This window comes from Ruegeria sp. BC5 (assembly GCF_056539205.1).
The window spans coordinates 1-24476 of record NZ_JBQFUN010000004.1; the positions used below are offsets into that span (position 1 = coordinate 1).

Annotated in this window: 28 protein-coding genes; 14 read left to right on the plus strand and 14 right to left on the minus strand. The window is 57.4% G+C overall.

Translation table 11 applies throughout. The annotated features are described in order from the left end of the window. The 3 genes from ACR0LY_RS11400 to ACR0LY_RS11410 all read right to left on the minus strand — a co-directional run. A partial coding sequence (locus ACR0LY_RS11400) for a GTP-binding protein (protein WP_215675807.1) occupies positions 1-91 on the minus strand: 91 nt, incomplete at its 3' end. 113 nt (positions 92-204) lie between these two features. Next, a complete protein-coding gene (locus ACR0LY_RS11405; protein WP_170350410.1) occupies positions 205-798 on the minus strand; it encodes a hypothetical protein in 594 nt (197 codons plus the stop codon). Between the two features lie 98 nt (positions 799-896). Then, positions 897-3245, minus strand: coding sequence for a DNA topoisomerase IV subunit A (locus ACR0LY_RS11410; RefSeq protein ID WP_170350409.1), 2349 nt, complete (start codon positions 3243-3245; stop codon positions 897-899). Positions 3246-3448: 203 nt separating this feature from the next. Between ACR0LY_RS11410 and ACR0LY_RS11415 the strand changes: the two genes are divergently transcribed. The 6 genes from ACR0LY_RS11415 to ACR0LY_RS11440 all read left to right on the plus strand — a co-directional run bounded on the left by ACR0LY_RS11415 (position 3449) and on the right by ACR0LY_RS11440 (position 7662). Further along, positions 3449-4057, plus strand: coding sequence for an SH3 domain-containing protein (locus ACR0LY_RS11415; protein WP_254440231.1), 609 nt, complete (start codon positions 3449-3451; stop codon positions 4055-4057). Positions 4058-4126: 69 nt separating this feature from the next. Beyond that, positions 4127-4954 carry an SDR family NAD(P)-dependent oxidoreductase gene (locus tag ACR0LY_RS11420; protein ID WP_170350407.1) on the plus strand — a complete coding sequence of 276 codons (828 nt, stop codon included), beginning with the start codon at positions 4127-4129 and terminating at the stop codon, positions 4952-4954. An 80-nt stretch (positions 4955-5034) separates the two neighbouring features. Next, on the plus strand, positions 5035-5238 hold the full coding sequence (locus ACR0LY_RS11425) for a twin transmembrane helix small protein (protein ID WP_170350405.1): 204 nt from the start codon (positions 5035-5037) through the stop codon (positions 5236-5238). Then, on the plus strand, positions 5239-5811 hold the full coding sequence (locus ACR0LY_RS11430) for a cob(I)yrinic acid a,c-diamide adenosyltransferase (RefSeq protein WP_170350403.1): 573 nt from the start codon (positions 5239-5241) through the stop codon (positions 5809-5811). A 163-nt stretch (positions 5812-5974) separates the two neighbouring features. Then, positions 5975-6733, plus strand: a complete 759-nt coding sequence (locus tag ACR0LY_RS11435) for an electron transfer flavoprotein subunit beta/FixA family protein (protein WP_170350401.1) — start codon at positions 5975-5977, stop codon at positions 6731-6733. Then, a complete protein-coding gene (locus ACR0LY_RS11440) occupies positions 6733-7662 on the plus strand; it encodes an electron transfer flavoprotein subunit alpha/FixB family protein (protein ID WP_170350399.1) in 930 nt (309 codons plus the stop codon). Before ACR0LY_RS11435 ends, ACR0LY_RS11440 begins: the two co-directional genes overlap by 1 nt. Positions 7663-7722: 60 nt before the next feature. On the opposite strand, the gene ACR0LY_RS11445 is transcribed toward ACR0LY_RS11440, so the two are convergent. After that, positions 7723-8553, minus strand: coding sequence for a DUF6473 family protein (locus tag ACR0LY_RS11445; protein ID WP_480640922.1), 831 nt, complete (start codon positions 8551-8553; stop codon positions 7723-7725). Positions 8554-8707: 154 nt separating this feature from the next. On the opposite strand from ACR0LY_RS11445, the gene ACR0LY_RS11450 reads away from it, so the two are divergent. Beyond that, on the plus strand, positions 8708-9583 hold the full coding sequence (locus tag ACR0LY_RS11450) for a 3-hydroxybutyryl-CoA dehydrogenase (RefSeq protein ID WP_170350396.1): 876 nt from the start codon (positions 8708-8710) through the stop codon (positions 9581-9583). 57 nt (positions 9584-9640) lie between these two features. Here the strand turns inward: ACR0LY_RS11450 and ACR0LY_RS11455 are convergent, their stop codons facing one another. The 7 genes from ACR0LY_RS11455 to ACR0LY_RS11485 are packed head-to-tail and all read right to left on the minus strand — an operon-like array spanning position 9641 to position 15064. Beyond that, entirely contained in the window at positions 9641-10540 is a 900-nt protein-coding gene (locus tag ACR0LY_RS11455) for a lysophospholipid acyltransferase family protein (protein WP_170350394.1), read from the minus strand. A 39-nt stretch (positions 10541-10579) separates the two neighbouring features. After that, positions 10580-10849, minus strand: coding sequence for an HPr family phosphocarrier protein (locus tag ACR0LY_RS11460; protein ID WP_170328297.1), 270 nt, complete (start codon positions 10847-10849; stop codon positions 10580-10582). 2 nt (positions 10850-10851) lie between these two features. Further along, a complete protein-coding gene (locus ACR0LY_RS11465; protein ID WP_170350392.1) occupies positions 10852-11259 on the minus strand; it encodes a PTS sugar transporter subunit IIA in 408 nt (135 codons plus the stop codon). Further along, positions 11256-12149, minus strand: a complete 894-nt coding sequence (rapZ, locus tag ACR0LY_RS11470; RefSeq protein ID WP_254428536.1) for an RNase adapter RapZ — start codon at positions 12147-12149, stop codon at positions 11256-11258. Before rapZ ends, ACR0LY_RS11465 begins: the two co-directional genes overlap by 4 nt. Further along, the gene (locus ACR0LY_RS11475; RefSeq protein ID WP_480640925.1) at positions 12134-12586 is read right to left on the minus strand and encodes an HPr kinase/phosphorylase; all 453 of its coding nucleotides are present in this window, start codon (positions 12584-12586) and stop codon (positions 12134-12136) included. Before ACR0LY_RS11475 ends, rapZ begins: the two co-directional genes overlap by 16 nt. Before the next feature lie 22 nt (positions 12587-12608). Further along, a complete protein-coding gene (locus tag ACR0LY_RS11480; RefSeq protein ID WP_170350388.1) occupies positions 12609-14327 on the minus strand; it encodes an ATP-binding protein in 1719 nt (572 codons plus the stop codon). Between the two features lie 32 nt (positions 14328-14359). Beyond that, positions 14360-15064: a response regulator transcription factor gene (locus tag ACR0LY_RS11485; protein WP_170350387.1), complete on the minus strand. Its 705-nt coding sequence runs from the start codon at positions 15062-15064 to the stop codon at positions 14360-14362. A 345-nt stretch (positions 15065-15409) separates the two neighbouring features. Here ACR0LY_RS11485 and ACR0LY_RS11490 point away from each other — a divergent pair, with 345 nt between their 5' ends. The 3 genes from ACR0LY_RS11490 to ACR0LY_RS11500 all read left to right on the plus strand — a co-directional run bounded on the left by ACR0LY_RS11490 (position 15410) and on the right by ACR0LY_RS11500 (position 18235). Beyond that, the gene (locus ACR0LY_RS11490; protein ID WP_170350385.1) at positions 15410-17008 is read left to right on the plus strand and encodes a phosphoenolpyruvate carboxykinase; all 1599 of its coding nucleotides are present in this window, start codon (positions 15410-15412) and stop codon (positions 17006-17008) included. A gap of 360 nt (positions 17009-17368) precedes the next feature. Further along, positions 17369-17659: a hypothetical protein gene (locus ACR0LY_RS11495; protein ID WP_170350384.1), complete on the plus strand. Its 291-nt coding sequence runs from the start codon at positions 17369-17371 to the stop codon at positions 17657-17659. A 111-nt stretch (positions 17660-17770) separates the two neighbouring features. Next, complete coding sequence (locus ACR0LY_RS11500; RefSeq protein WP_174820511.1) at positions 17771-18235, plus strand: hypothetical protein; 465 nt, start codon at positions 17771-17773, stop codon at positions 18233-18235. Here the strand turns inward: ACR0LY_RS11500 and ACR0LY_RS11505 are convergent. Continuing rightward, positions 18232-18996, minus strand: coding sequence for a sulfite exporter TauE/SafE family protein (locus tag ACR0LY_RS11505; protein ID WP_170350382.1), 765 nt, complete (start codon positions 18994-18996; stop codon positions 18232-18234). The two genes, ACR0LY_RS11500 and ACR0LY_RS11505, sit on opposite strands and share 4 nt — an antisense overlap. Before the next feature lie 145 nt (positions 18997-19141). On the opposite strand from ACR0LY_RS11505, the gene ACR0LY_RS11510 reads away from it, so the two are divergent. From ACR0LY_RS11510 to ACR0LY_RS11520, 3 genes are all read left to right on the plus strand, one after another. Next, positions 19142-20833, plus strand: a complete 1692-nt coding sequence (locus ACR0LY_RS11510; RefSeq protein WP_170350381.1) for an acyl-CoA dehydrogenase family protein — start codon at positions 19142-19144, stop codon at positions 20831-20833. Between the two features lie 159 nt (positions 20834-20992). Beyond that, positions 20993-21547 (plus strand): hypothetical protein, encoded by a 555-nt coding sequence (locus ACR0LY_RS11515; RefSeq protein WP_170350380.1) that lies wholly within the window; start codon positions 20993-20995, stop codon positions 21545-21547. Between the two features lie 41 nt (positions 21548-21588). Then, positions 21589-21981, plus strand: a complete 393-nt coding sequence (locus tag ACR0LY_RS11520; RefSeq protein WP_170350379.1) for an META domain-containing protein — start codon at positions 21589-21591, stop codon at positions 21979-21981. Here ACR0LY_RS11520 and recO read toward each other — a convergent pair. After that, complete coding sequence (gene recO / locus ACR0LY_RS11525) at positions 21965-22690, minus strand: DNA repair protein RecO (RefSeq protein ID WP_170350378.1); 726 nt, start codon at positions 22688-22690, stop codon at positions 21965-21967. The two genes, ACR0LY_RS11520 and recO, sit on opposite strands and share 17 nt — an antisense overlap. Before the next feature lie 207 nt (positions 22691-22897). Between recO and ACR0LY_RS11530 the strand changes: the two genes are divergently transcribed. Then, entirely contained in the window at positions 22898-23338 is a 441-nt protein-coding gene (locus ACR0LY_RS11530) for a cupin domain-containing protein (RefSeq protein ID WP_170350377.1), read from the plus strand. 190 nt (positions 23339-23528) lie between these two features. On the opposite strand, the gene ACR0LY_RS11535 is transcribed toward ACR0LY_RS11530, so the two are convergent. Continuing rightward, positions 23529-24428: a hypothetical protein gene (locus tag ACR0LY_RS11535; RefSeq protein ID WP_170350376.1), complete on the minus strand. Its 900-nt coding sequence runs from the start codon at positions 24426-24428 to the stop codon at positions 23529-23531. Between the last annotated feature and the right edge of the window lie 48 nt (positions 24429-24476).

Genomic DNA, 24476 nt, shown 5'->3' on the forward strand with positions numbered 1-24476 from the left:
CTGCGGTCAGCGTGGTTTTACCGTGGTCAACGTGCCCAATCGTGCCGATGTTGACGTGCGGTTTTGTACGCTCAAACTTTTCCTTTGCCATTCCTCAGGCGCCCTTTTGCGATTTGGGGGACCCTCGGTCCCGTGGTTACATCTGCGCGCGCGAGATATTTGGTTCAAAGGGGAAAATCAAGCACATCCTGCGTGAAAAGCAGGTTAAGATGCCGGATTTTGCGTAACAACACCGGATTCGAGCGGTTGGATCAGGTCTGGACGACGATCAAACCAGCCATTGTCTTTATGTTCCTCGGCCAACCATTCCTCGACTCGGTCCGCGACCTTCAGTGCAAGCCCGCTCATCTGCTCTTCTTTGGTCCGTTCGTGGCCAGAGCCCTTCAAAGCACTGCCGCCGGTCGTGTCCTCGAGAACCTGGAACTGCTTGCCCTTGGCAAGGAACTCTTTTTTGTTCACGTCATAGACGTTGACCAGGACAATGGCCGTGCTTTTCGGATTGTAGATGACCGGGATACCCGGAGGCGCAAGCATATAGCCTTCGAGGCTGATACCGATGTCGTATTCCTGCACGCCTTCATAGCGACCCAGCCGGATATCAACAGCGTTCTGAATAGCAGCGGTCCATTCATCCGGTGTGGCATCGCGGCTGACCGGCCCCTGCACCGCCTTTTCAGCAAAGGCATAATTGACCCGCAACTTGAATTCGCCCAGCGATTCCGGCTCTTCATAAAGCTGCGTTTGCGTGCAGGCGCCCATAAGGGCCAATCCGGTGATCAAAGTCAGAATGCGCAGCATAGGTTCATCTCGATAGGCCTGTTTTTCTTTGGTCTAGCGCACCGATACGGCCTGTGCCAAGCCGTATCAGCAAAATTCTACCTGCGTCCAGCGCATATTCACGAGAATTTATAGTCACGCGGGAAACCATAGGGTGGCTTTTTCCCAACACTAGCGCGCTTGGCGAGCCATTGGGACATATCCGCCTCGTGCCGGGTTTTATCCCCACCCATCGACCACTTGAGACCCTCTTCCCAATTGAAGGTGGTCAGGTCGGACAAGCCGCCATCCAGCTCAAGTGTGCCCTGCCGTCCACGCGCCATGTTGTATTTCTGCAGACGCACACCTTTGCCGCGGGTCATCTCGGGCAATTCTTCGGTTGGGAAGACCAGGAACTTACCGTTCTGAGACACCACCGCCACGTGATCGCCATCGATGGGCTTACAGATCATTGCGGTTTCTTCGCCTTTGACGTTCAGCACCTGTTTACCGTTGCGGGTCTGGGCCAGCACCTCATCCTCGGGCACCATGAACCCGTTACCCGCATCCGAGGCCACAAGCAGCTTGCGCCCGGGTTTATGGATCAGGATGTCGATGATCTGCGCCTCGTTCGGTAGATCGACCATCAGACGCAGCGGCTCGCCCATGCCCCGCCCGCCGGGCAGGTTGGCGGCGCTGACCGTGTAAAATCGCCCGTTCGAGGCAAACACCAGCAGCCGGTCCGTCGTTTCCGCGTGGAAGATGAAACGCGGGCCGTCGCCATCCTTGAATTTCAACTCGCGCTTCAGGTCGATATGCCCGGTCATGGCGCGAATCCAGCCCATCTGAGAGCAGACGACCGTGATCGGTTCCTTATCGATCATCGCCTCAAGGGGAACCTCTTCAACCTGTCCGGCTTCGGCAAACTGGGTACGGCGCGCACCGCCTTCGTAGTCTTTGCCAAAGGTCTTTCTGGTCTCTCTCAACTGCTCGGCGATCTTGGCCCATTGCAAGGCCGGATCGGCCAGCAAGTCCTCAAGATTGGCGCGCTCCATCATCAACGCGTCGCGCTCGCGCACCAGTTCCATCTCTTCCAGACGGCGCAAGCTGCGCAGACGCATGTTGAGGATCGCGTCGACCTGAACCTCGGACAGCTCGCCCTCACCCGGTTTGGGTGAGACATAGTCGGCCTCGCTAGTGGCACGAACATGATCGATCCCCCAGTCCTCGCGCATCAGCGCGGCTTTGGGGTCTTCGTCGTAGCGGATAATGTCGATCACACGGTCGAGGTTCAGGAAGGCAACGATAAAGCCTTCCAGCACTTCCAACCGATGGTCGATCTTCGCCATCCGGTGACGCGAGCGACGCAGCAACACCTCTTGCCGGTGATCCAGGAACGCGCGTAGCACTTCCTTCATCGAACAGACCTTGGGCGTCACGCCGTCGATCAGCACGTTCATGTTCAGGCTGAAACGCACCTCAAGATCCGAGTTGCGATACAGCATTCCCATCAACACCTCGGGGTCCACGTTCTTGGAACGTGGTTCAAGGATCAGGCGGATGTCGTCGGCGGATTCGTCGCGCACATCTGCCAAGATCGGGATTTTCTTAGTTTGGATCAGCTCGGCGATCTTTTCGATCAGCTTGGATTTCTGAACCTGATAGGGGATCTCGGTGACCACGATTTGCCACTGGCCACGGCCCAGATCCTCAACTTCGAACTTACAGCGCAGACGGAAGGACCCGCGCCCGGTGCGATAGGCCTGCGCGATATTCTCGGGCGGCTCGACAATGACGCCACCGGTCGGGAAATCGGGGCCGGGCACATAGTTCAGCAGGGTGTCGTCACGCGCGTCTGGTGTTTTGATCAAATGCAGGCAGGCGTCACACAGCTCGGCGATGTTATGCGGCGGAATGTTTGTCGCCATACCGACCGCGATGCCGCTGGAGCCATTGGCCAGCAGGTTCGGAAACTGCGCGGGCAGCACGACCGGTTCGGTGAGCGTGCCGTCATAGTTATCGCGGAAATCGACGGCGTCCTCGTTCAACCCCTCTAGCAGCGCCTCGGCCACGATGGTCATCCGTGCCTCGGTGTATCGCGAGGCCGCCGGGTTATCACCATCGATATTGCCGAAGTTCCCCTGCCCGTCGACCAGCGGGTAACGGACGTTGAAGTCCTGTGCCAGACGCGCCATCGCATCGTAAATCGCGGCGTCGCCGTGCGGGTGATAGTTGCCCATCACGTCGCCGGAAATCTTCGCAGACTTCCGGAAACCACCCGTCGCACTGAGTCGCAACTCGCGCATCGCATACAGGATTCGCCGGTGAACCGGCTTCAGCCCGTCGCGCGCATCAGGCAGCGCCCGGTGCATGATGGTGGACAAAGCATAGGTCAGATAGCGTTCGCCAATCGCGCGGCGTAGCGGTTCGGCTATCTCGCCCCCGTTGTCGGGGGCCTCCATGTTGGGGTCGTCGATCGTATCGGTCATACATGATGTGATACGCCGCAACCGCGCGCTGGTAAAGCGAGCAGCACGCATTTTACTGGGGACAAGTGGCGCTTTTTGCAACAGGGGGAGGCAACCCCCCGATTTCCCCCGTCTTTCGACTTGGACCCTGAAATATGGTACGCTGACTGGATTAGACTGCTGCCTATTTCTTGTATCTTACGATTGACCCTGGGGGATGCGCCATGACGCGCCTTGTTGTTTTTACTTTCGCTGCACTTGGTTGGTGCTTTTACGTAATGAGCGGCGGGCCGGATTTCGAACCGCGTGGCCTGCGTGCCGAGCAACCCGCTCGTATTGCAACCGCCCCGACGCAAACCATTGCTCCTGCCCGGGCCGAAGAGCTTGTGACCAATGTCGCAGTTCGTGCGCCAACTGCACGTGTGCAACCCAAGCCCGCCGTGGAAGAGGTGGTCGAATTTGTGGCCGATGATGCCACGCTGGGGTCTTTCTCAACCATTACGGTTTTCGCGGATCAAGACGCCAACATCACGCTTGCTTCGCTTGAGGACGGTGTGGCCGGGCTGCGCCAGATCACGGATGACGTGCAGGAAGATGTGGCCGAAACACCCGCCATCCCCGAGCCCGAAAAAGACATTCGCGAGATTTCGGGAACCCGCGTGAACATGCGCGACGGGCCGGGTACGATCTATCCGATTGTCGGCAAGGCCACCATCGGTCAGAAGGTCGAAGTACTAAGCGAATCCGGAACCGGCTGGCTGCGCCTGCGCGTGTTGCCTCAGCAACAGGTCGGATGGATTTCGGCCTCGCTGGTGCGAAAAATCGCGAACTGACGCAGCCGTGTCATTGTCCTGACCTGAACCTCGCCATAGCTATAGATCAGGTTCAGATTCAGGAAGACCATGCAAAAGACCATTCTTATCACCGGCTGCTCCTCGGGCATTGGACTAGATGCGGCGCACGGCATGCGCGCCCGAGGTTGGCGGGTGTTTGCCTCCTGCCGTCAGCAGCGAGATTGCGACCGGCTGCGGGCTCAAGGGTTTGAAAGCCCGCATATTGATTACACCGACGCCGACAGCATCACCGCGGGGCTGGCTTCGGTGTTTGAGGCGACGGGTGGCACGCTGGATGCGTTGTTCAACAATGGCGCGCATGGCCTGCCCGGTGCGGTCGAGGATTTGCCGACGGATGGCTTGCGCGCAATTTTCGAGGCCAATTTCTTTGGCTGGCACGAGCTGACCCGGCAGGTGATTCCAGCCATGCGGGCGCAAGGACATGGGCGAATCGTTCAGAACTCGTCCGTGCTGGGCCTGGTTGCCTATCCCTGGCGCGGCGCCTATGTGGCCACAAAATACGCGGTCGAAGGTCTGACGGACACGCTGCGCCTGGAACTGGCAGATACCGACATCAAGGTTATCCTGATCGAGCCCGGCCCGATCACCTCGAAAATCCGCGAAAACTCGATCCCCTTCTTTGAAAAATTCATCAACTGGCAGAACTCGCCCCTGCGAGAGCGGTACGAATCTTCGTTGTTGAAAAGACTGTACGAATCCTCGGGGCCGGATCGGTTCGAACTACCCGCGTCGGCGGTAACCGACAAGCTGGCCCATGCGGTCGAATCAAAACGGCCACGCGCGCGATACTATGTGACGACGCCGACTTACATCGCCGGATACCTGCGCCGCTTTCTGCCGACCCGCACGATTGATCGCATTCTGTCGGACGTCTGAGGCAATATTACCCGTTCGCTTTTCACACCTACGGGGCTAGATGATAGCCCAAGGAAACAAAAAACGCGGACGGTGTACCCATGGACCTAATGATGGTCGTTTTGCTGTTGGCCATGGCGGCTGTTGTCGTCGTGCTGGCGATTGGCATCTCAAACTTTGGCAAAAGCGGTAAAGAGGCCGCGATGAAAAGCAACAAGATGATGCGCCTGCGCATCCTGTTTCAGTTCATTGCCGTAGTGCTGATCGTGCTTTACGTCTGGTTGCGTGGACAAGGAGCCCAATAGATGGTCGTTCTCAACAAGATTTACACTCGCACTGGCGATGACGGCAAAACCGCTCTGGGTAATGGTGAGCGCGTTGCAAAGTATTCCGGCCGTGTTGCTGCCTATGGCACTGTTGACGAGTTGAACGCATTTGTTGGCGTGGCCCGCACCGAAGCCGAGGGCGATGTCGAAGCCGCCCTGTCCCGTATCCAGAACGATTTGTTCGACTTGGGCGCCGATTTCTGCCGTCCCGACATGGAAAAGGATGCCGAGGCCGACTATCCCCCGCTGCGCGTCGTGCCAGCCCAGATCGACCGGTTGGAAGCGGAAATCGACGCCATGAACGAAGCATTGGAGCCGCTGCGCAGCTTCATTCTGCCGGGTGGTTCGCGTCTGGCGGCACATCTTCACGTGTGCCGCACTGTTTCACGCCGGGCCGAACGGCTGGCGGTAGAGCTGACCAATATGGAACCGGTGAACACGGTTGCGGTGAAATACCTCAACCGTCTCAGCGACTGGTTCTTCGTCGCCGCACGTTGCGCCAATGAAAACGGCACGCGCGATGTGCTTTGGGTTCCGGGGGCGAACCGCTAAGTCGCGGACCATAACGTCAAAAAGCACGAAACGCGACGTCCCAAACCCATGACGTGACGATTTTGCTCTGTTGCAGGGCGAATTCAGACGTTATTCAGTCGTCCGAGAGCATTGGTGGAGTCGCAACGCGGCTTACCGTTTTTTGTGAGGAGCAAGCGCTAAAATGAAGGTACTCGTGCCTGTCAAACGCGTGATTGACTACAATGTGAAGGTTCGCGTGAAAGCGGACGGTAGCGGAGTTGATCTCGCCAATGTCAAAATGTCGATGAACCCGTTCGACGAGATTGCGGTGGAAGAGGCGATCCGCCTGAAAGAAGCCGGCAAGGCGGAAGAGGTTGTAGCCGTTTCGATTGGCGTCAAGCAGGCGCAAGAAACCCTGCGGACCGCGCTGGCCATGGGCGCCGACCGCGCCATTCTGGTTGTGGCCGCCGATGACGTGCATCAAGACATCGAGCCGCTGGCCGTCGCCAAGATCCTGGCCAAGGTGGTCGAAGAAGAGCAGCCGGGCATCGTGCTGTGCGGCAAGCAGGCGATCGATAATGACATGAACGCCACCGGCCAGATGCTGTCGGCCCTGCTGGGTTGGTCGCAAGGCACCTTCGCGTCCGAGCTGGACATCGAAGGCGACGCCGCCAAGATCACCCGCGAGGTGGACGGCGGCCTGCAGACCATCAGCGTCAAGATGCCGACCATCGTGACCGTTGATCTGCGCCTGAACGAGCCGCGCTATGCGTCGCTGCCCAACATCATGAAGGCGAAGAAGAAGCCGCTGGAGGAGAAGACCGCTGCCGATTACGGCGTAGACGTTTCCCCGCGCCTTGAGATCGTCAAGACCGAAGAGCCGCCGGCGCGTGCTGCGGGCATCATTGTTGGCTCGGTTGATGAGCTGGTTACGAAACTCAAAGATGCGGGGGCTGTGTAATGGCTGTTCTTCTTCTTGCCGAGGTTAACAATGGCGAGCTGGCGCTGGACGCCACCGCCAAGGCCGTCAATGCCGCCAAGGCTCTGGGCGACATTACCGTTCTGGCCGCTGGCGGTTCCGCCGCTGCTGCTGGAGAAGCCGCTGCCAAGATCGACGGTGTGTCCAAGGTTCTGGTTGCCGAAGACGACTCGCTGGGCCACCGCCTGGCGGAATCGACCGCCGCACTGATCGTGTCGCTGGCCGACGGGTATGAGCACATCGTTGCCCCTGCCACCACCGACGCCAAGAACGTGATGCCGCGCGTTGCCGCGCTGCTGGACGTGATGGTGATCTCGGACGCGTCGGGTGTGGTCGACGGCTCGACCTTCGAGCGCCCGATCTATGCGGGCAACGCCATCCAGACTGTGAAATCGAACGACGCCAAAAAGGTTGTCACTCTGCGGACCGCCAGCTTTGACGCGGCGGGCGAAGGCGGATCGGCCGCGGTCGAGACCGTTTCGGTTCCGGGCTCCGAAGGCCTGTCGTCCTGGGTCGAGGACAAGGTCGCCGAAAGCGACCGGCCGGAACTGACTTCGGCTGGGGTCGTTGTCTCGGGCGGACGTGGTGTCGGCTCGGAAGACGATTTCAAACTGATCGAAGGTCTGGCCGACAAGTTGGGCGCGGCGGTTGGTGCCTCGCGCGCGGCGGTCGATTCGGGCTATGCGCCGAACGACTGGCAGATTGGGCAGACCGGTAAGGTTGTTGCCCCGGACCTGTATGTCGCCGTCGGTATCTCGGGTGCGATCCAGCACCTGGCCGGTATGAAGGACAGCAAGGTCATCGTCGCGATCAACAAGGACGAAGAAGCACCGATCTTCCAGGTCGCAGACTTCGGACTGGTTGCCGACCTGTTCCAGGCCGTGCCAGAACTGACCGAAAAGCTTGGCTGATAGCAGGAAAAGATTTTTCGCCGAAAAATCTAGCAAGGCCCGCCACGTGGCGGGCCTTTTTCATTGCAGGTTCCGAATGGGTCCGACCAATGCCTCCGCGATTGACCGATGTGCCGCCGGGCCAATCATGTGCTCGGCCATCGGCTGTTGTAATGTACCGAACAACATATCCTCAAGCTCATCAGATTGCCCGGACACATAAGCCGTGCCTTCGACACAATCGGCGCAGAAAGGCCGCACGGCCTTTAGCATTTCAGGAGTGACTGTGATTGGTGCCCTCTCTTCCTGACGTTCATCATTTTTTTGCGGCAGCACCTTCAGCGCCAGCAGCAGGACCGGTACCTTCAACCTTTGCAGCAGATCGCTGATTTGCCGAACCCAGTTGCGACGCAGCTCTTCTGCCACAACCTCAAAGCGGGCATCCTGACAGTCTTGCAAACGCCGCATCAAGTGGCCCACAAAATGGACATCGGTAAAGTCAACCTCGGGGTAGAGGTCGATCAGATCCTGAGTTTGTGCCAAAACCCGGTCGTTGCGCCGGGGATGGACACGGTAAAAGTGGTTTGACTGGCTCAGAACCCCGGGCGCCTGTAACACACACAGTTCGGCCCCATTCAACAGCGTGAACAGGCCTGCATCGCCGCACAGCGCCTCGACCCCGCAATACAGGCTGCCCAAATTCAGACAGCGCCGGTCCAGCCTGTCCTCTAGAATCGCTGCATAAGGACGGTCAACAAATCGCCCATAGGTCTCATCCCCGCCGACACAGGTCATATAGGCCGTGTCCAAAGACCTCTCTGGTCCCCGAAACCAAAGACGTGATTGACCGTATTGGCATACGGAGTGCCCGGCACCTGCCGAGCCTGTTTGATGATAGCTCACAACACTCACCCATTTTTCACCCGGTTGCCATCTTGCAGCCGCATGTCTTGATAAATTCCTAATGCGCGCAATTTAGACAAATTCGATGGGTCCGATCCCCTTGCCGCCCCTACCGATCTGCCGGTACTGTCCCTTCAATCCCGAGACACAGAGGCATCAGAACATGGACGTAAAATCAGTCGGAGTGATTGGCGCAGGCCAGATGGGCAATGGTATCGCCCACGTCCTGGCCCTTGCGGAATATGACGTTCTGCTGAATGACGTGAACCAGGATGCACTGGAAGCTGCCGTCGCCGCAATCGAAGGCAACATGGCGCGTCAAGCCTCGCGCGGGAAAATTACCGATGAGGCGATGCAAGCCGCCCTTAAACGCGTAAAGACGACACTGGCATTGCCGGAACTGGGGCAAACGGACCTGGTGATCGAGGCCGCCACCGAGCGAGAATCAATCAAGCAGGCGATCTTCGAGGATTTGCAGCCGCACCTGCAACCGCACACGATTCTGACGTCGAACACGTCGTCAATTTCAATCACCCGCCTGGCCAGTCGTACAGACCGGCCTGAACGGTTTATGGGGTTTCACTTTATGAACCCGGTGCCAGTGATGCAGCTGGTCGAATTGATCCGCGGGATCGCTACGGACGAAGAAACCTTCAACACTTGCAAATCCGTGGTGGATCGTCTGGGTAAAACCGCCGCCAGCGCCGAGGATTTCCCCGCCTTCATCGTGAACCGCATTCTGATGCCGATGATCAACGAGGCGGTCTATACCTTGTACGAAGGCGTGGGCAATGTGCAATCCATCGACCAATCCATGAAATTGGGCGCCAATCACCCGATGGGGCCGTTGGAATTGGCCGATTTCATTGGCTTGGACACCTGTTTGGCTATCATGAATGTGCTGCACGAAGGATTAGCCGACACAAAATACCGCCCCTGCCCGTTGCTGACCAAATATGTCGAAGCCGGATGGCTGGGCCGCAAAACCGAACGTGGGTTTTATGACTATCGGGGCGAGGTTCCGATTCCGACCCGCTAAGGCAGAGGGGGTCAGCCCCCTCACCCCCGAGGTATTTTGGCCAGATTAAGAAACGGATCAGTTTTTTTGCGTTTCGGCCAGCGACATTGTGCGTTTTCTGAGCCAAGCCATGAAGCCACGCGGGTCGCGTTCCAGCAATTGCATGTCCTCGTCCGAGATCGGATCGCCGATAACCGGTGATTGCGGTTTGTTGCACGACCGCACGATCTCATGCAGCAGAAGGCCTTGTCGCAGGATCGGGGACAGCTTGTTGGCAATCTGATAGGCGCGAGAGTTTCTGCCCGGAAAGAAGATCGGAACCACTTTGGCACCGGACCGGCGGATCATCTTGGCAGTGAACACGTTCCACTCCCGCTCTTGCGCCGGGCCGAACCAGTCGTCCGAGGACATCACCACGCCTGACGGGAACAAAGCAACGACACCACCTTCTTTCAGGTGGTCCATCGACTTGCTGCGCATTTCCAGCATCTTGGTTTGCGCCTCGGGGTCATGGGGAAATGGCACTGGGATCATGAACGATGTCGCGGCTTCGTCCAGCCCCGTCAGAACAGAACGGGTCAGGATGCGGTAATCGCTGCGCACCTGGCCAATGAGTTCAGCCAAGATCATCCCGTCAACCATACCGTGGGGGTGGTTCGCCACCACAACAACGGGACCTTCTTTAGGTATACGGGCGATTTGTTCCTGAGGGGTGGTCAGGTCGATGCCCATCGTCTTGAGCGCACCACCCCAGAACCGTTGGCCGCGATAATATTCGTTCTTCTTTTCGAATTTGTTGACCATACGCAGAATGGTCAGCTTGCCAGTACACCATTCGATGGCGCGAATGGCCGTCGACGTCCAGACATCATCGAACGAATTCGCATAGGTCAGGGTTCTACGATCGTAGATCTCACCCTGATCTGTGGTCCCATCCACCACTGGGCCGGTCTTCGTCTCGTGCGTTGTTTCCGCCAATTCCAGGTCTTCCCGTTCTTCGTTGCGCGGCGGATGAAATCAGAAACCTTCCCCGAACTTGTCGTTCACCAGGGTTTCCAAGGCATCAGCCAACGCCTCAGCATCCGGTCCGGACGTCTCGACGTCAATAGTCGTTCCGCGCGAGGCTGCCAACATCAAAAGGCCCATTATACTATCGCCGGATGCAGAAAATCCGTCTTTGGATACTTCGGCCTGTGCGTCAAAGCCCTCGACCACCTCAACCAACTTGGCCGAGGCGCGGGCATGCAAACCTTTTTCATTAATGATTTTCAGGCTTCGATTGGTCATTCTTAATCTGTCCGGTCTTCTTCTAATGTAATGTTTTGCGCATTGATATATTTGCGTCCAGCCTCCATCGCCTGCCGTACTGAATCTGCTATGGGCAGGTGGCGGGTTTTGGCCAGTTTGATCAACATAGGCAGATTTGCACCGTAAAGGATACGGCGATCCTGTGGCGCGCAGGCCCGCAAGCTCAGGTTCGACGGGCTGCCCCCGAACAGATCAGTTACAACAACAACCCCATCCCCGACATCGACGCTGTCAGCAGCCGCACAGATTTCAGCCTGTTTTGCGGCACGGTCGTGGTCAGCCTCGATCGAAATCGCGACTAGGCCGGGCTGCTTTCCGACCACATGTTGCATGGCGGCCAGATACTCTTTGGCCAACCCACCATGTGCTACGAGTACGATCCCGATCAATCCGGCCTCACATTCAACGATCGACGTTCTATTTCGCGGTGCCTAATTGCCACTTGCTGCCCCTCCTCTGCAAGGGCCTTTGCAACCGCTTCGGCCATGGCCACCGATCTGTGTTGCCCTCCGGTACACCCAAAGGCCACGGACAGGTGTGCTTTGCCTTCGGCACGGAAGGTCGGCAACAAGAGTTTTAGCAGATCCACCACCCGGTCGAAAAAAGGTGCGTAGTTCGTGTCCGATTGTACATAGCGCGCGACATCGGGGTTTCGACCATCTTTCGCCCGCAAGTCAGGGCGCCAGTACGGATTGTCCAGAAACCGACAGTCAAACACCATATCCAACCCGCGCGGCAAACCGCGCTTGTACGAGAAAGATTCAATCGAAACAGCCAGATGCCGTCCGCCTTTGGGAGCGAACCAGCGTTCGACCTCTTCGCGCAATTGGTGGACGTTCAGCGGGCTGGAGTCGATCAATGTGTCGGCGATTTCGCGGATCGGAGCCAACAGTTCTTTTTCCTGCCGTACACCGGTTTCCGGGCTGGCATCTGTGGCCACAGGGTGCCTACGCCGGGTTTCCGAGAAACGCCGCAGCAATACCTCGTCGCTGCAATCCAGATAGAGGGTAGTCAAGTCTACCTGCTCCATCCGCCGCAGCCGGACCGCCAGCTCAATAAACCCGATGGTCGAGAAATCGCGGTTGCGTGCGTCGATGCCCAGCGCCATAGGACGATCGCTTTGCGGACCGTCCAGCAGGCGCATCAAAAGACCCATCGGCAGGTTATCGATGGCTTCAAAACCCAGATCTTCAAGAACGCGAATCGCCGTCGAGCGCCCGGCGCCCGAGGGGCCGGTTACCAGAACGATGCGCCGTTGCGAAGTCATGTGCTGGGCCATTCCGGGTCCACGCGTCCCATTTTCAAAAGTTGCATGAGTGCTGCCGCCAAATTGGGGACGCCTGCCGCCCGTAGCAAGGGAACGGATTGCTTTAGAACTAGGGTCTTATCGGGATCGGGCAAGCGGGCGGATTCGTTTTGATCAAGATCCACCACATAGCGGATCGGCGTTGTCCCCGCCGTGTGCGCCCGAAGCAAACCAATGCCCCGTGCCTCGATCAATCCACGTAGGTTTGGAGCAGTATCAGCCATAGCCGTATCGCCCACCATCGACAGGGCAACTCGGTCGTCAGCCACCAAAGTTGCGCCATGCGCCATCATCTGCAAGGCCAGCGCCGATTTGCCCGAACCCGACTGCCCCAGAATCAATGCGCCTTGCCCGTCGACGGCAACACATGTCGCATGGAGGATGGCCTTGTCTTGATGTTGGATGTCCAAGAGGGTCTTGCCGCTCATGCGCTTATACAGGCAGCCCCACGACAAAGCGCGCGCCTTGTGGGTCTGATGTAATATCTGCCTCGGTTGGGCGGATGTTCTCGGCCCAAATCACGCCGCCATGGGCCTCGACAATCTGTTTCGAGATCGCCAGCCCAAGGCCCGAGTTATTGCCGAAATGCTCGTCGGGACGCTGTGAATAGAACCGTTTGAAGATTTTGGTCAGCGCCTGTTCCGGGATGCCCGGGCCGGTATCCTCGACCACGATCAATACCCGGTTTTCGCGACGCCGCACCCAGACGCGAATGGCATCGCTGTCTTCGCAGAAAGAAATCGCATTGGTGATCAGGTTGACGAATACCTGCGCCAGTCGCGCTTCGAGCCCGTTCACGATAATCGGCTGAGACGGCAGGTCAGTGATATAGTCGATGCCTTTGGTACGGGCCTCTTCGCCCAGATATTGACCGATATTGCCCAGCAATTTCAGCAGATCAAAGGGTTGTTCCTCTTCTTTGACCAGTTCGGCATCCAGACGCGATGCGTTCGAAATATCGCTGACCAGACGATCCAGCCGCCGCACATCATGTTCGATCACGCCCAACAACTTGTCGCGTTGGTCGTCGCGTTTGACCACGCGCAGGGTTCCCACCGCGGATTGCAGGCTGGCCAACGGGTTCTTGATCTCATGCGCCACATCGGCGGCAAACTGTTCATTCGCATCGATACGATTATACAGCGCTGTTACCATCCCACGCAGGGCGCGGCTGAGGCGTCCGATTTCATCCGGCCGCGCACTGAGGTCCGGGATGCGGATACGGCCGGGATTTACCCCGGCACCGCGATCTTTGCCCATCTCGGCCGCAGCGGCCAGATCGGCCAACGGGTTGGCGATGGTCGAGGCCAAAACAAGGCTGAGACCGATGGACACCAGCAATGCCACAACAAACATCTGCAAAATGCGTTCCTGCGCGCGCCGGGCCAGCGCGTCAATCTGTCCAGCAGGACCAGCCATTGCGACGGCGCCCACCGGCTCGCCGCTTTGCAGGATCGGAGCCGCGGCAACGATGACCGTCTGACCAGCGTCATCCTTTACCGCCTCAATCTGCTTCTGCCCCTGAATCGACAATGGAATGATTTCCTGCACGCGCTGCGCCAGCGTTGGTGCTTCGTCGGGGTCGGAACGGGTGAACACCCGGGACAGCCCGGTCCACACAGCGTTCAGTGCGTCACTGATCAGGGTACTTCCGGTCTGCACTTCGGCTTCGGTTTTCAGCAATGCATAGGTCTGCGTTGAGGTCGAAACCCCGCGCGTCCAGCCGATCAGCGTTCCATCCATGTCATAGACAAAGACCTCGCCGCCGTCAGGCAGGCTAAGCCCCGCCAGCGTATCCTTAACGTCCAACGCCGCCGTATCCTGTGCGGTTCCGGATTGGTTTTGACGCAGCTGGGCTTCGAACACATTGCTGACTAGCTGCGCGTCCCCGATCAGGTTGCGCGCAGTCTGCTGGACCTGCTCTTCGCGAGAATCGTCGAGATACAGCAACCCGGTGACCAAGATCACAAGGGCAATCAGATTGAAGGTAATAATCCGACGCGCAAGGGGCGACCCGCGCAGCGAGAACATGTTGCGACGTCGGCGCGAAGCCCGGAGTTCAGCCGAATCCGGGTCTTGTGGGATGACCCAATCATCCCCCAGAACGACGTCACCGTCGCGCAACTCGTTTGCTTGTTCCGTATCGCGCACGAGACCCGGTTACCCCTTCTCAGTGGCCACACTTATTCTTCGTTGTACCTGTATCCGATACCATACAGCGTTTCGATGGCCGAAAACTCAGGGTCTGCGGTGCGCATTTTCTTGCGCAGGCGCTTGATGTGGCTATCGATGGTCCGGTCGTCGACATAGACTTGGTCATCATATGCAACATCCATCAGCTGATCACGGCTTTTGACAAAGCCCGGTCGCTGCGCCAACGCCTGAAGCAGCAAGAACTCGGTCACCGTCAACGAGACATCCGCACCCTTCCAACTGACCGCATGGCGCAACGGGTCCATCCGCAGTTCGCCACGTTCCATCACCTTGGTTTCGCCGGTATTGGCGTTGGTCGCATCACCCGCCGTCGCCTCTTGCCGACGCAGCAATGCGCGGATGCGTTCGACCAGCAAACGTTGGGAAAAGGGCTTTTTTACATAGTCGTCCGCGCCCATGCGCAGACCCAAAACCTCATCGATCTCATCATCTTTCGAGGTCAGAAAGATCACCGGCATCTGGGTTTTCTGTCGCAGCCGTTGCAACAGATCCATACCGTCCATACGCGGCATCTTTATATCCAGCACGGCCATATCGGGCAGTTTCTTGTTGAAAGCATCCAGAGCCGCCTGCCCATCATTATAGGTTTCGACTTCGAATCCTTCAGCTTCGAGCGTCATGGACACGGACGTCAGAATGTTTCTGTCGTCGTCCACCAGTGCAATCTTTGACATCGGGTTCACCCCTATTCCTGCTCACCTACGCAATAATACGCTTTTTTGTAAGTCATTGTTGGCGGTTTTGACGCGCCGAATCAATCCGTAACTGCGAATCATGCCATTCTTGCGGCAGCTATGCGGCAAAAATGCCTTGCAGCCCGCAAAATACTGCCCAGATTTCCATCAGGAAATTCTTGGTGGCGCTAAACTTGAGCTTGGTGGCGCTAACTGCGCCAAACCGTCCTGTTCATGCCCTAAACGACCGTGATAAGAGGCGCCTGACCGCCGGGTTTTTCCGGCAAATGCCCCAAGAGCGCATCCAGGCCAATCGCCAATGCGCCGCCACAGGAGAAGACACACATGACATCTGGACGGGTTAACCCGCAATTCCGCCTCGAAGATCAGGGCATCGAGGGATTGGGCAATGTCTATTACAACTTCATGGAACCGGCGCTGATTGAAGAAGCGTTGAAGCGTGGCGAGGGTACACTTGGCAACGGCGGGGCATTTCTGGTCACTACCGGCAAGTTTACCGGTCGCTCACCCAAGGACAAACATGTCGTCAAAACTGAAAGCGTCCTTGACTCTATCTGGTGGGAAAACAACGCCGAGATGAGCCCAAAAGGCTTTGACGCGCTTTATGATGATATGCTGGCTCACATGAAGGGCCGGGATTACTTCGTGCAGGACCTCGTTGGCGGAGCAGACCCAGCCTATTCGATCAACGTTCGGATGGTCACCGAGCTGGCCTGGCACAACCTGTTCATCCGCCACCTGTTGCGCCGTCCAGATCGCGAGGACTTGGATGAATTCATCGCGGATTTCACCATCATCAACTGCCCCAGCTTCCAGGCCGACCCGAAAAAGCACGGCTGCCAGTCTGAGACGGTGATTGCACTGAACTTCGATCGCAAGCTGATCCTGATCGGCGGCACGGAATACGCAGGTGAAAATAAAAAGTCCGTATTCACCCTGTTGAACTACATGCTGCCGGAAAAAGGTGTGATGCCGATGCATTGCTCGGCCAACCACGCGGTTGGCAATCCAGTCGACACCGCTGTTTTCTTTGGCCTGTCCGGCACGGGTAAGACTACCCTGTCGGCCGACCCGTCGCGTACGTTGATCGGTGACGACGAGCATGGCTGGTCGGATCGCGGCACCTTCAACTTCGAAGGCGGCTGCTATGCCAAGACCATCAATCTGAATGCCGAGGCCGAGCCGGAAATCTATGCGACAACCAGCAAATTTGGCACGGTCATCGAAAACATGGTTTTCGACCCCGAAACCAAGGAACTGGATTTCGACGACGACTCGCTGACCGCAAACATGCGCTGCGCTTATCCGCTCGAGTATATCTCGAATGCGTCCAGCAGCGCACTGGGTGGTCACCCTAAGAACATCATCATGCTGACCTGCGATGCGTTCGGCGTTCTGCCTCCGATCGCGCGACTGACCCCGGCACAGGCGATGTACCACTTCCTGTCGGGCTTCACATCCAAAGTGGCCGGAACCGAGCGTGGCGTCACCGAACCCCAGCCGACCTTCTCGACTTGTTTCGGCGCGCCGTTCATGCCGCGCCGTCCGGAAGTTTACGGCAACCTGCTGCGTGAAAAAATCGCTCAGCACGGCGCGACCTGCTGGCTGGTGAATACCGGCTGGACCGGCGGTGCCTACGGCGTTGGCTCGCGGATGCCGATCAGAGCCACCCGTGCGCTGCTGACTGCGGCACTGGACGGTTCGCTGCGTGATGCCGAATTCCGCAAGGACGCAAATTTCGGCTTTGACGTGCCGGTGACCGTACCCGGCGTAGCCGAGGTTCTGCTGGACCCGCGCCGCACTTGGGACGATCAAGCGGCATTCGACAAACAAGCAGAGAAACTGGTGAAGATGTTCGCCGAGAACTTTGAGCAGTACCTGCCGTTCATCGACGACGACATCAAAGCCGTTGCAATCGGGTAATTGGACAAGGGGGCGCTGACGCCCCCTTTTTCCTTAGTGGGTATCGTAAAAGAGCTCTCGCTAAAGTTGCATAATACAGACTTCACGTACAAATGCGTTGCCCGGCATGCCTGCCTGAGGTAATTTCGACGCTATTGAAATGAATAAGCCCGGCGCTTACGCACCGGGCGGAAAGTAAAAAGACCTTTGGGTGGCTCGGGCGAACTCTCACATCAGCACGATGAGCAACCTGAAAACGTGACTAGTGTAAGCTAAAGGGGATGAGTGTCAATATGAGACTTACTGATATTGTTTAAGAAATCGGTATATCGCATTTTGTCGCCGAGCAGCGGCATCGACACGAAGAGCGACAGGTAGAATATGACAGAAATCTCAAAACTGACCGAACTGCGTAAACTGATGCAGAGCATGGAACGGACGCTGGGCCTGGAACAGCTGTCTCCGGTTGAGCGTGACATTTATTACGCCGCCGAAGAGCTGTCCAAATCCGATGACGAAGTGCGCACATTCGGCTTGATTGAACACACGCTGGTTCAAAGCGTCTCGCGCCCGACATTCTTTCGTGCACTGAAATCGTTGGTACAGAAAGGGTATCTGTCGCAAAGCGGTACCGCCAACCGGGGCCGGTATATCGTTCATGCACCCAAGTAATGCCTTCTTCCTGCGTACAGGTGGCTGATCAACGTGCGCAGGTGGGCTACTGACACGCTCTTTGCCTCATCGGCTTATGTCGTCGCATCGTACCTCACTTTTGAGGTTCTGATGCCGCTTCAGAACGTGTTTTTTCCGGAATACCCCAGTCGGGCCAGTCTTTTGTTTCTTCCGCACGGGGTGCGGGTTCTATCGGCGTGGCTGTTTGGATGGCGGGCGATATTCGCCTTGTTGCCCGGCGTTTTCCTGGTTTTTGCCGTTCTCGGCGGCAGCGACGTGTTTCTGCCAAGCCGACTGATGGCGATATTCATTGCCGTCACCACCGTTCCTGCGGTGTTCTATCTATTTAAGTGGGCAGGTTGGGATCTGTTTCCCCGACCGGATCGCAAACCTTGTTGGTTATGCGTCATGGGGGTTGGGATCGTCACCTCTTTCCTTGTCTCGGGGTTGACCAATCTGGCTTTTGGCAGCGCGCGCGTCGAATATGTCGCCTTTCTGATCGGTGATATCTCAGGCCTGTTTTTCCTGATGCTGGGGCTATATTTTGCCTTTCGGCTTGCGGACAGGCGCCACTAACCGATTAGCGCGCGACGAAGCAGATTCACCCCTGCGACCAGCAAAACCAGCAACGTTACCTTTCGAAACAACGCCTGATCGATTCGTGATTGCAACTGCAAGCCCGCCCACATACCAAACAGTGCCGGCAGGACCAAAGCAACCGAGAACGGTGCCGTCTCGACTCGCAAAATGCCCGACGCTATATGCGCCAGCAACAATGCCACTGATCCCAGTCCGTATATCACGCCTTGCACGCGCATCTGCACTGCCTTCGGTGTGTTCAGTGCAGTCAGATAGGCGACGGTTGGCGGCCCCCAGATGCCGGACATCCCTCCGACAAACCCGGCAATCGCGCCTATGCCCACCTCGACACGTGCCGATGGTTTGCTCAGGGTCAACTGCATTCCCAGCACTTGAAACAGCGCGAAAACCGTAACCGGAAGGCCAATCATCAACAGAAACGTGGACGCGGGCACGGCGCTGACAACCTGGGCCCCCAACAGCAGGAACACAAAACCTACCATTAAGAAAGTACGGAACTGCTTGATCGCGGACACGGCGGCGGGCACCCCCTCGCGCAGGGCCTGAAACACGTTGGTTACCAGCGTTGGTAAGATCAACCCGGCGATCGCCAGATCGGGCGGCAAGAACATACTCAGCCCCGACACCAGAACCATCGGCATGGCAAATCCAACCATGCCCTTAACCCACCCCGCAACAAAAGCGAGGGCGGCGGCCAGCATCAAGTCATGCGGACTGAGTAAGGAAAACAATGTCATGCGCCCGTGATAACACTCTTGGCGCGCGCTGCATCGCAAAATCGACAAAGCAATTTTCGAACTTTTTCACTGCTTAATTCGTATTTTTGTTGCGCTGCACGTGCAGCATGGTATGACCAGACGACTCTAAAGAAGGACGTGATTCATGGCCCATGACGGACAGGATATGACCCAGATGACGACATCCGCGATTTTGCCCGACCTTCTGACGCTGACCCGCGCGGCCCTGCCTGCCGTTGAAGCAGTTTTTGAACGCGCCCGCGAGTCGGTCCGCGGGATAGTCACCGCTGACGGCCGGATCTCTGGCGGGTTGGTTGAAGCCAATCAAACCGCCGCCCACGGCCTTTCGTGGCTGGCGACGTACAACCAATCACTACAACAGATGCAACGCTGGGCCGAAGCCCTGGATGCAGATGGCAAATTTGGCGAAATGGAACAGCTGTTGCATCAGATCGCCTTTGGTGAGTACCTGCATCAGGTCGCAGGTGGCATCCCGATGAACCAGGGAGAGGTCGTGCGTCTGCAAGATATGGGCCTTGGCTGGGACGCCCTGTCCGGTTTCCAATGCACCGAAGTCCAGACGCTGATGGCTCAGGCCAACACACAGGCCGCCCGCACACAACTGGTTGGTCTGATGGCTGATCAGGCCGGTTCCACTATGTTCGGCGCCTCGGGTCTGGATGAAGAACTGGAAATGATCCGCGACCAATTCCGCCGCTATGCACAGGAAAAGGTCGAACCGAACGCCCATGACTGGCACCTCAAGGATCAGCTGATCCCGATCGAAATCATCGAGGAATTGGCCGAGATGGGTGTCTTCGGTCTAACCATCCCCGAAGAGTTTGGCGGCTTCGGCCTGTCCAAAGCCTCAATGTGCGTAGTGTCCGAAGAACTGTCGCGTGGCTACATCGGCGTCGGCTCACTGGGCACACGGTCCGAGATCGCAGCCGAGTTGATTATCGCCGGCGGCACCGATGAACAAAAAGCCAACTGGCTGCCGAAACTGGCCAGCGCTGAAATCCTGCCCACCGCCGTTTTCACCGAGCCGAACACCGGCTCGGACCTTGGCAGCCTGCGTACACGCGCCGTCAAGGATGAGAACGGCGATTACCAGATCACCGGCAACAAGACCTGGATTACCCACGCGGCCCGAACCCATGTGATGACCCTGCTGGCGCGGACCAATCCGGACACTACTGATCACCGCGGCCTGTCCATGTTCCTGGCTGAAAAAACACCCGGCACGGACGAGAACCCCTTCCCAACCCCCGGCATGACCGGTGGCGAGATCGAAGTGCTGGGCTATCGCGGCATGAAGGAATATGAGCTGGGTTTTGACGGTTTCCATGTGAAAGGTGAAAACCTTCTGGGTGGCGAAGAGGGCAAAGGCTTCAAACAGCTGATGGAAACCTTCGAGTCGGCCCGTATCCAGACCGCCGCCCGCGCCATCGGCGTGGCACAAAGTGCGCTGGATATCGCCATGCAATACGCGCAGGACCGCAAGCAATTCGGCAAATCGCTGATCAACTTCCCCCGTGTCTCGGGCAAGCTGGCGATGATGGCGGTTGAGATCATGATCGCGCGGCAGCTGACCTATTTCTCGGCCTGGGAAAAGGATCACGGCCAGCGCTGCGATCTTGAGGCAGGTATGGCCAAACTGCTGGGCGCTCGCGTGGCCTGGGCGGCTGCGGACAACGGTCTGCAAATCCATGGCGGCAACGGCTTTGCGCTGGAATACAAGATCAGCCGCGTTCTGTGCGATGCGCGTATTCTGAATATTTTCGAAGGGGCTGCCGAAATTCAGGCTCAGGTTATCGCACGACGACTGCTGAGCTGACGGTTTTCGGTATTCCCGTTTCCCCAACTGACCCGGCCCTGGCGCCGGGTCTTTTTCTGTTCGGGGCAGGTTGTGATCCGCTGATGGCGAACTTCCCCTTTGATCTCAAGTACGAACCTGGTTAGAGCATCCTGCGCTCAAGAAAGAATGGCACGAAGAATGACCAGACGACTTTTCGCACTGTGTGCGGTTCTAGCAGCAATAGTCCTTGGCGGATGCGCGACCAAGCAACCGACTGTCGGCCAAAGCGATATTGACGATTTGGCGATGGCCATCCAGGCCCTTGGCCCCGAGGTCGATCCGGCCGAGGCAAACAAAGCCGCCACGATTGCCTACTCTTATTCCCAGCAATTGAAGCAGGAATGGAACGTCACCGACTCGGCCATCATCCACAACGCCAAGGTCATCAACGGCTTTCGCGAGTTTGGGCTGTGCAATGATTGGGCTCAGGCCATGACCACACGCCTGAAGCAAGAGAATTTTCGCACGCTGGACCTGCACTGGGCGACTTCCCCGCCGACGGCGTTTCGGATCATCCACCACTCGGCTCTGATCAGTGCCAAGGGGGATTCGATGTATGACGGGATCATCCTTGACCCTTGGCGCGCTAGCGGCGCACTGACATGGGCGCCTGTCCGGGAAGATACCAAGTATAACTGGCGCCCTCGTCTGGAGGTCCGGGAAGAATTGATTAGCGGTGAGATCCCCTACTGACGTCGGTTCCGTCCAGTCAAAGGTTGCGCTAAGACCATCCCATGACCCGCCTGATCCTGACCCTACCCCTGTTGGCCCTTTTCCAATGCGACAAAGACGAAACCGTCGCTGCCTACGGCGCGGCTGATCAAACATGGGCGTTGCAGGAAATCGACGGACAACCCTTTGAGACCAGCGCCCTGTTGCGCTTTCCCGAGGAAGGCAAGATAGCAGGAAATGCCCCTTGCAACAGCTACAGCGGTACTCTGAACGCGCCATATCCGTGGTTTGAGATTGCAGACCTGACTGCGACCCGCACCGCCTGTGCCGGGCTTGAGGCTGAAGGGTTCTACTTCGCGGCCCTAATGGCCATGACCCAATCCGAGGTCTCTGGTGATGTATTGATCCTGCGAAATGAAGACGGGCACGAGATGGTGTTTACAGCCGTCGAGTAAACTGATCCACAAATCGTGCCCGCGCCTCTGGCAACGGGTGGTGCCCCAGCGACGGGGCCACACGGTGTTCCAGAAAAAACCCGGTCGTTTGCAAACCCGCTGCGATCTCTGCGTCCGGCGCAGCGCCTTCTCCGCGCAGGCAAGGCGGCAGTGGTAACAGCTTATCCGCCCATTCCCCTGCGGCTTCGCCACTGACCGCCCGGCCGGATTTGGGCGAGACATAAACAAGCCCCTCACGTGCGCCCGTCACGGCGCAAACGGACAAATCAAGCCCGAACCCAAGCTCCTCCAACATGGCCAGTTCCCACCGTAGATAAGCCAGCGGCCAAATTTCATCCTGGCCCAGCAAATCCATCAGCTGTTCCGTTTGATTGTAGACGGCAGGGTGCGGCTCTCGTTCCGGCAGACAAAAGGACAACAAGGAGACAACAGCGTTTAACCCGGCCAGCGCCAAGCGCCCCGAAAACGCCGCCGCCGCGCGGGATCGCAGGGGTTCAACCTGAAACGTTCCGATATGTTCCTCAAGTCGCGCGCGCCACAGAACGTCCAACTGCGCCCCCGGTTGCAGGATCGGCGCGGTCTTGCGGCTGGCGCCCCCGCGCACAACCCCAGCATGGCGACCGTGGCCTTCGGTAAAAACCTCGATGATCGCCGCCGTTTCGCCGTGGCGGCGCGAGGTCAGAAGGATGCCGTGATCACGCCAATCCAAAGTGGGCTCCTGATGGGTATAGAACTTCCCGGCCACAAGACCGCAACAACCGATCATGCGCAAGATATATGCCGGTTCCGCTGCAATTCTGTAAAAGTCCCCAGACCTTCCGACAAATGCTATGATCAACGGCACCGGCGCGCTGCTGGGGCAGGTTCATTGATTGATTTGAACGGGATACGCCCCGAGAACAGACAGGAGTACACCATGAAAACACCTTTTTTCACCTCACCTTCCGACTACCCTGAACCCCTGAACGTTCTTGGCGACAAAATCACTGTGCTAGCACGTCTTGAACAGATCGGGGATTATGCAGTCACGCTCAATTACGGTCACGAAGGCAATGGCCCACCGCCCCACACGCACCCTTGGGATGAGACCTTTTTTGTGGTGAATGGCGAGGTCGAATTTGTCATGGACGGGGAAACCAGAAGCGCCCCCGCCGGTACGCTGGTTCATTTCCCGGCCGGGACAGTACACAGTTTCAAGTTTGGCCCCGGGGGCGCACATCTGCTTGAGATAAGCGGCAGGGGTTCGCGCGCCATCGAGATGTTCACGGACCTTGATCGTGAAGCACCAGGCCCCGTTCAGGACGGTGCCAAAATTGCCGAGGTATTGCGCATAACCGGGGTGGAACTGGCTGGATAAGAGTGGTTTCTTTGCGCGTCAATCGACAATTGTCTGTGCGGTATCAATACCTCCGATTTTGACGCAACAATTAGATTCAGAAGTATGCCGTGATCGCACTAGGCCAATCCCGGTCCCCCATGGCTCCAGGTTTTCGGAGGATAGTCGCAGGTCGGGTAGTTTAGAGGGAAAAACTGAACCAGAAGGGCAATTAGAACCTTACTCTGAATGCAAAGCCGACCAACGGTGCCGTTTCGTAATTCTGGCGACTGAGTTCCGAACCATTTGCATCGTCCAACGTCAAACGGCCATCCAACTCAGCCCCTGCAAACACATTCAACGAAACGCCAGGATTGGGACTGTAACCTAACGCCAGCACAACAGGGATGCTTTTGTCTTCACCCACCCCATCCGGAGCCAAGCCATCTCCATCCAATCGAAACCGTATTCTCTCGGAGCGAGCCGAAAGCGACAGGTTCATTTCGTTATTTAGCGCGTAGCTGAGCGTGAGTCCTGGACCTTGCGTAGCACCAATCCCTGAGCCTGTGTTCAAGTTCCAGCGGTCGTTTATATCCCAATCCACCAACAAGGCTGGGAAGAAATCGATATCGTCATCCTCCAACTGCGAAAACACGCCAAATGCAGGGCCGATGGTAAGACGCTCACTTAGCTTCCATGCAATACCCGCAAAAGCTCCATAGGTACGTCCGTCCGAGGCAGTAGCGCCGCTTTGATAGTCCCATCTGATCTGTGGCGATATAAAGGCGGTGGCTGTATTTCCAACTCGAAACCGCACTGGCAAGGAAACGCGAATGTCTCGGATATCTTCCCAAGGCTGGTTATTTGCTTCGCTAAAGTTGTAATCGAACCTACCGAAGCTAGCCGACACCCCAACGGAGTTCCCTCCGTCCATGTTATAAAGCGCGGTGGTTCGCACAAAAGCACGGCTTGCCGAGAACTCTCCACCTCCACTCAAACTCGCATCGCCCTGAAAAGCAGCAAGCCCGTCAAGTTGATAGATCCAACCCAATCTGGGCTGCGCCGCTGCGGAAGTCGCTGTGCAAACCAAGAGCAAAAAGGGAAGACGGCAGGCTAACAAGAAGGTTTTCATAAATTCCAAACTCTTAGGAAGGGGGCACAATTCCAGATAGTATTTCAG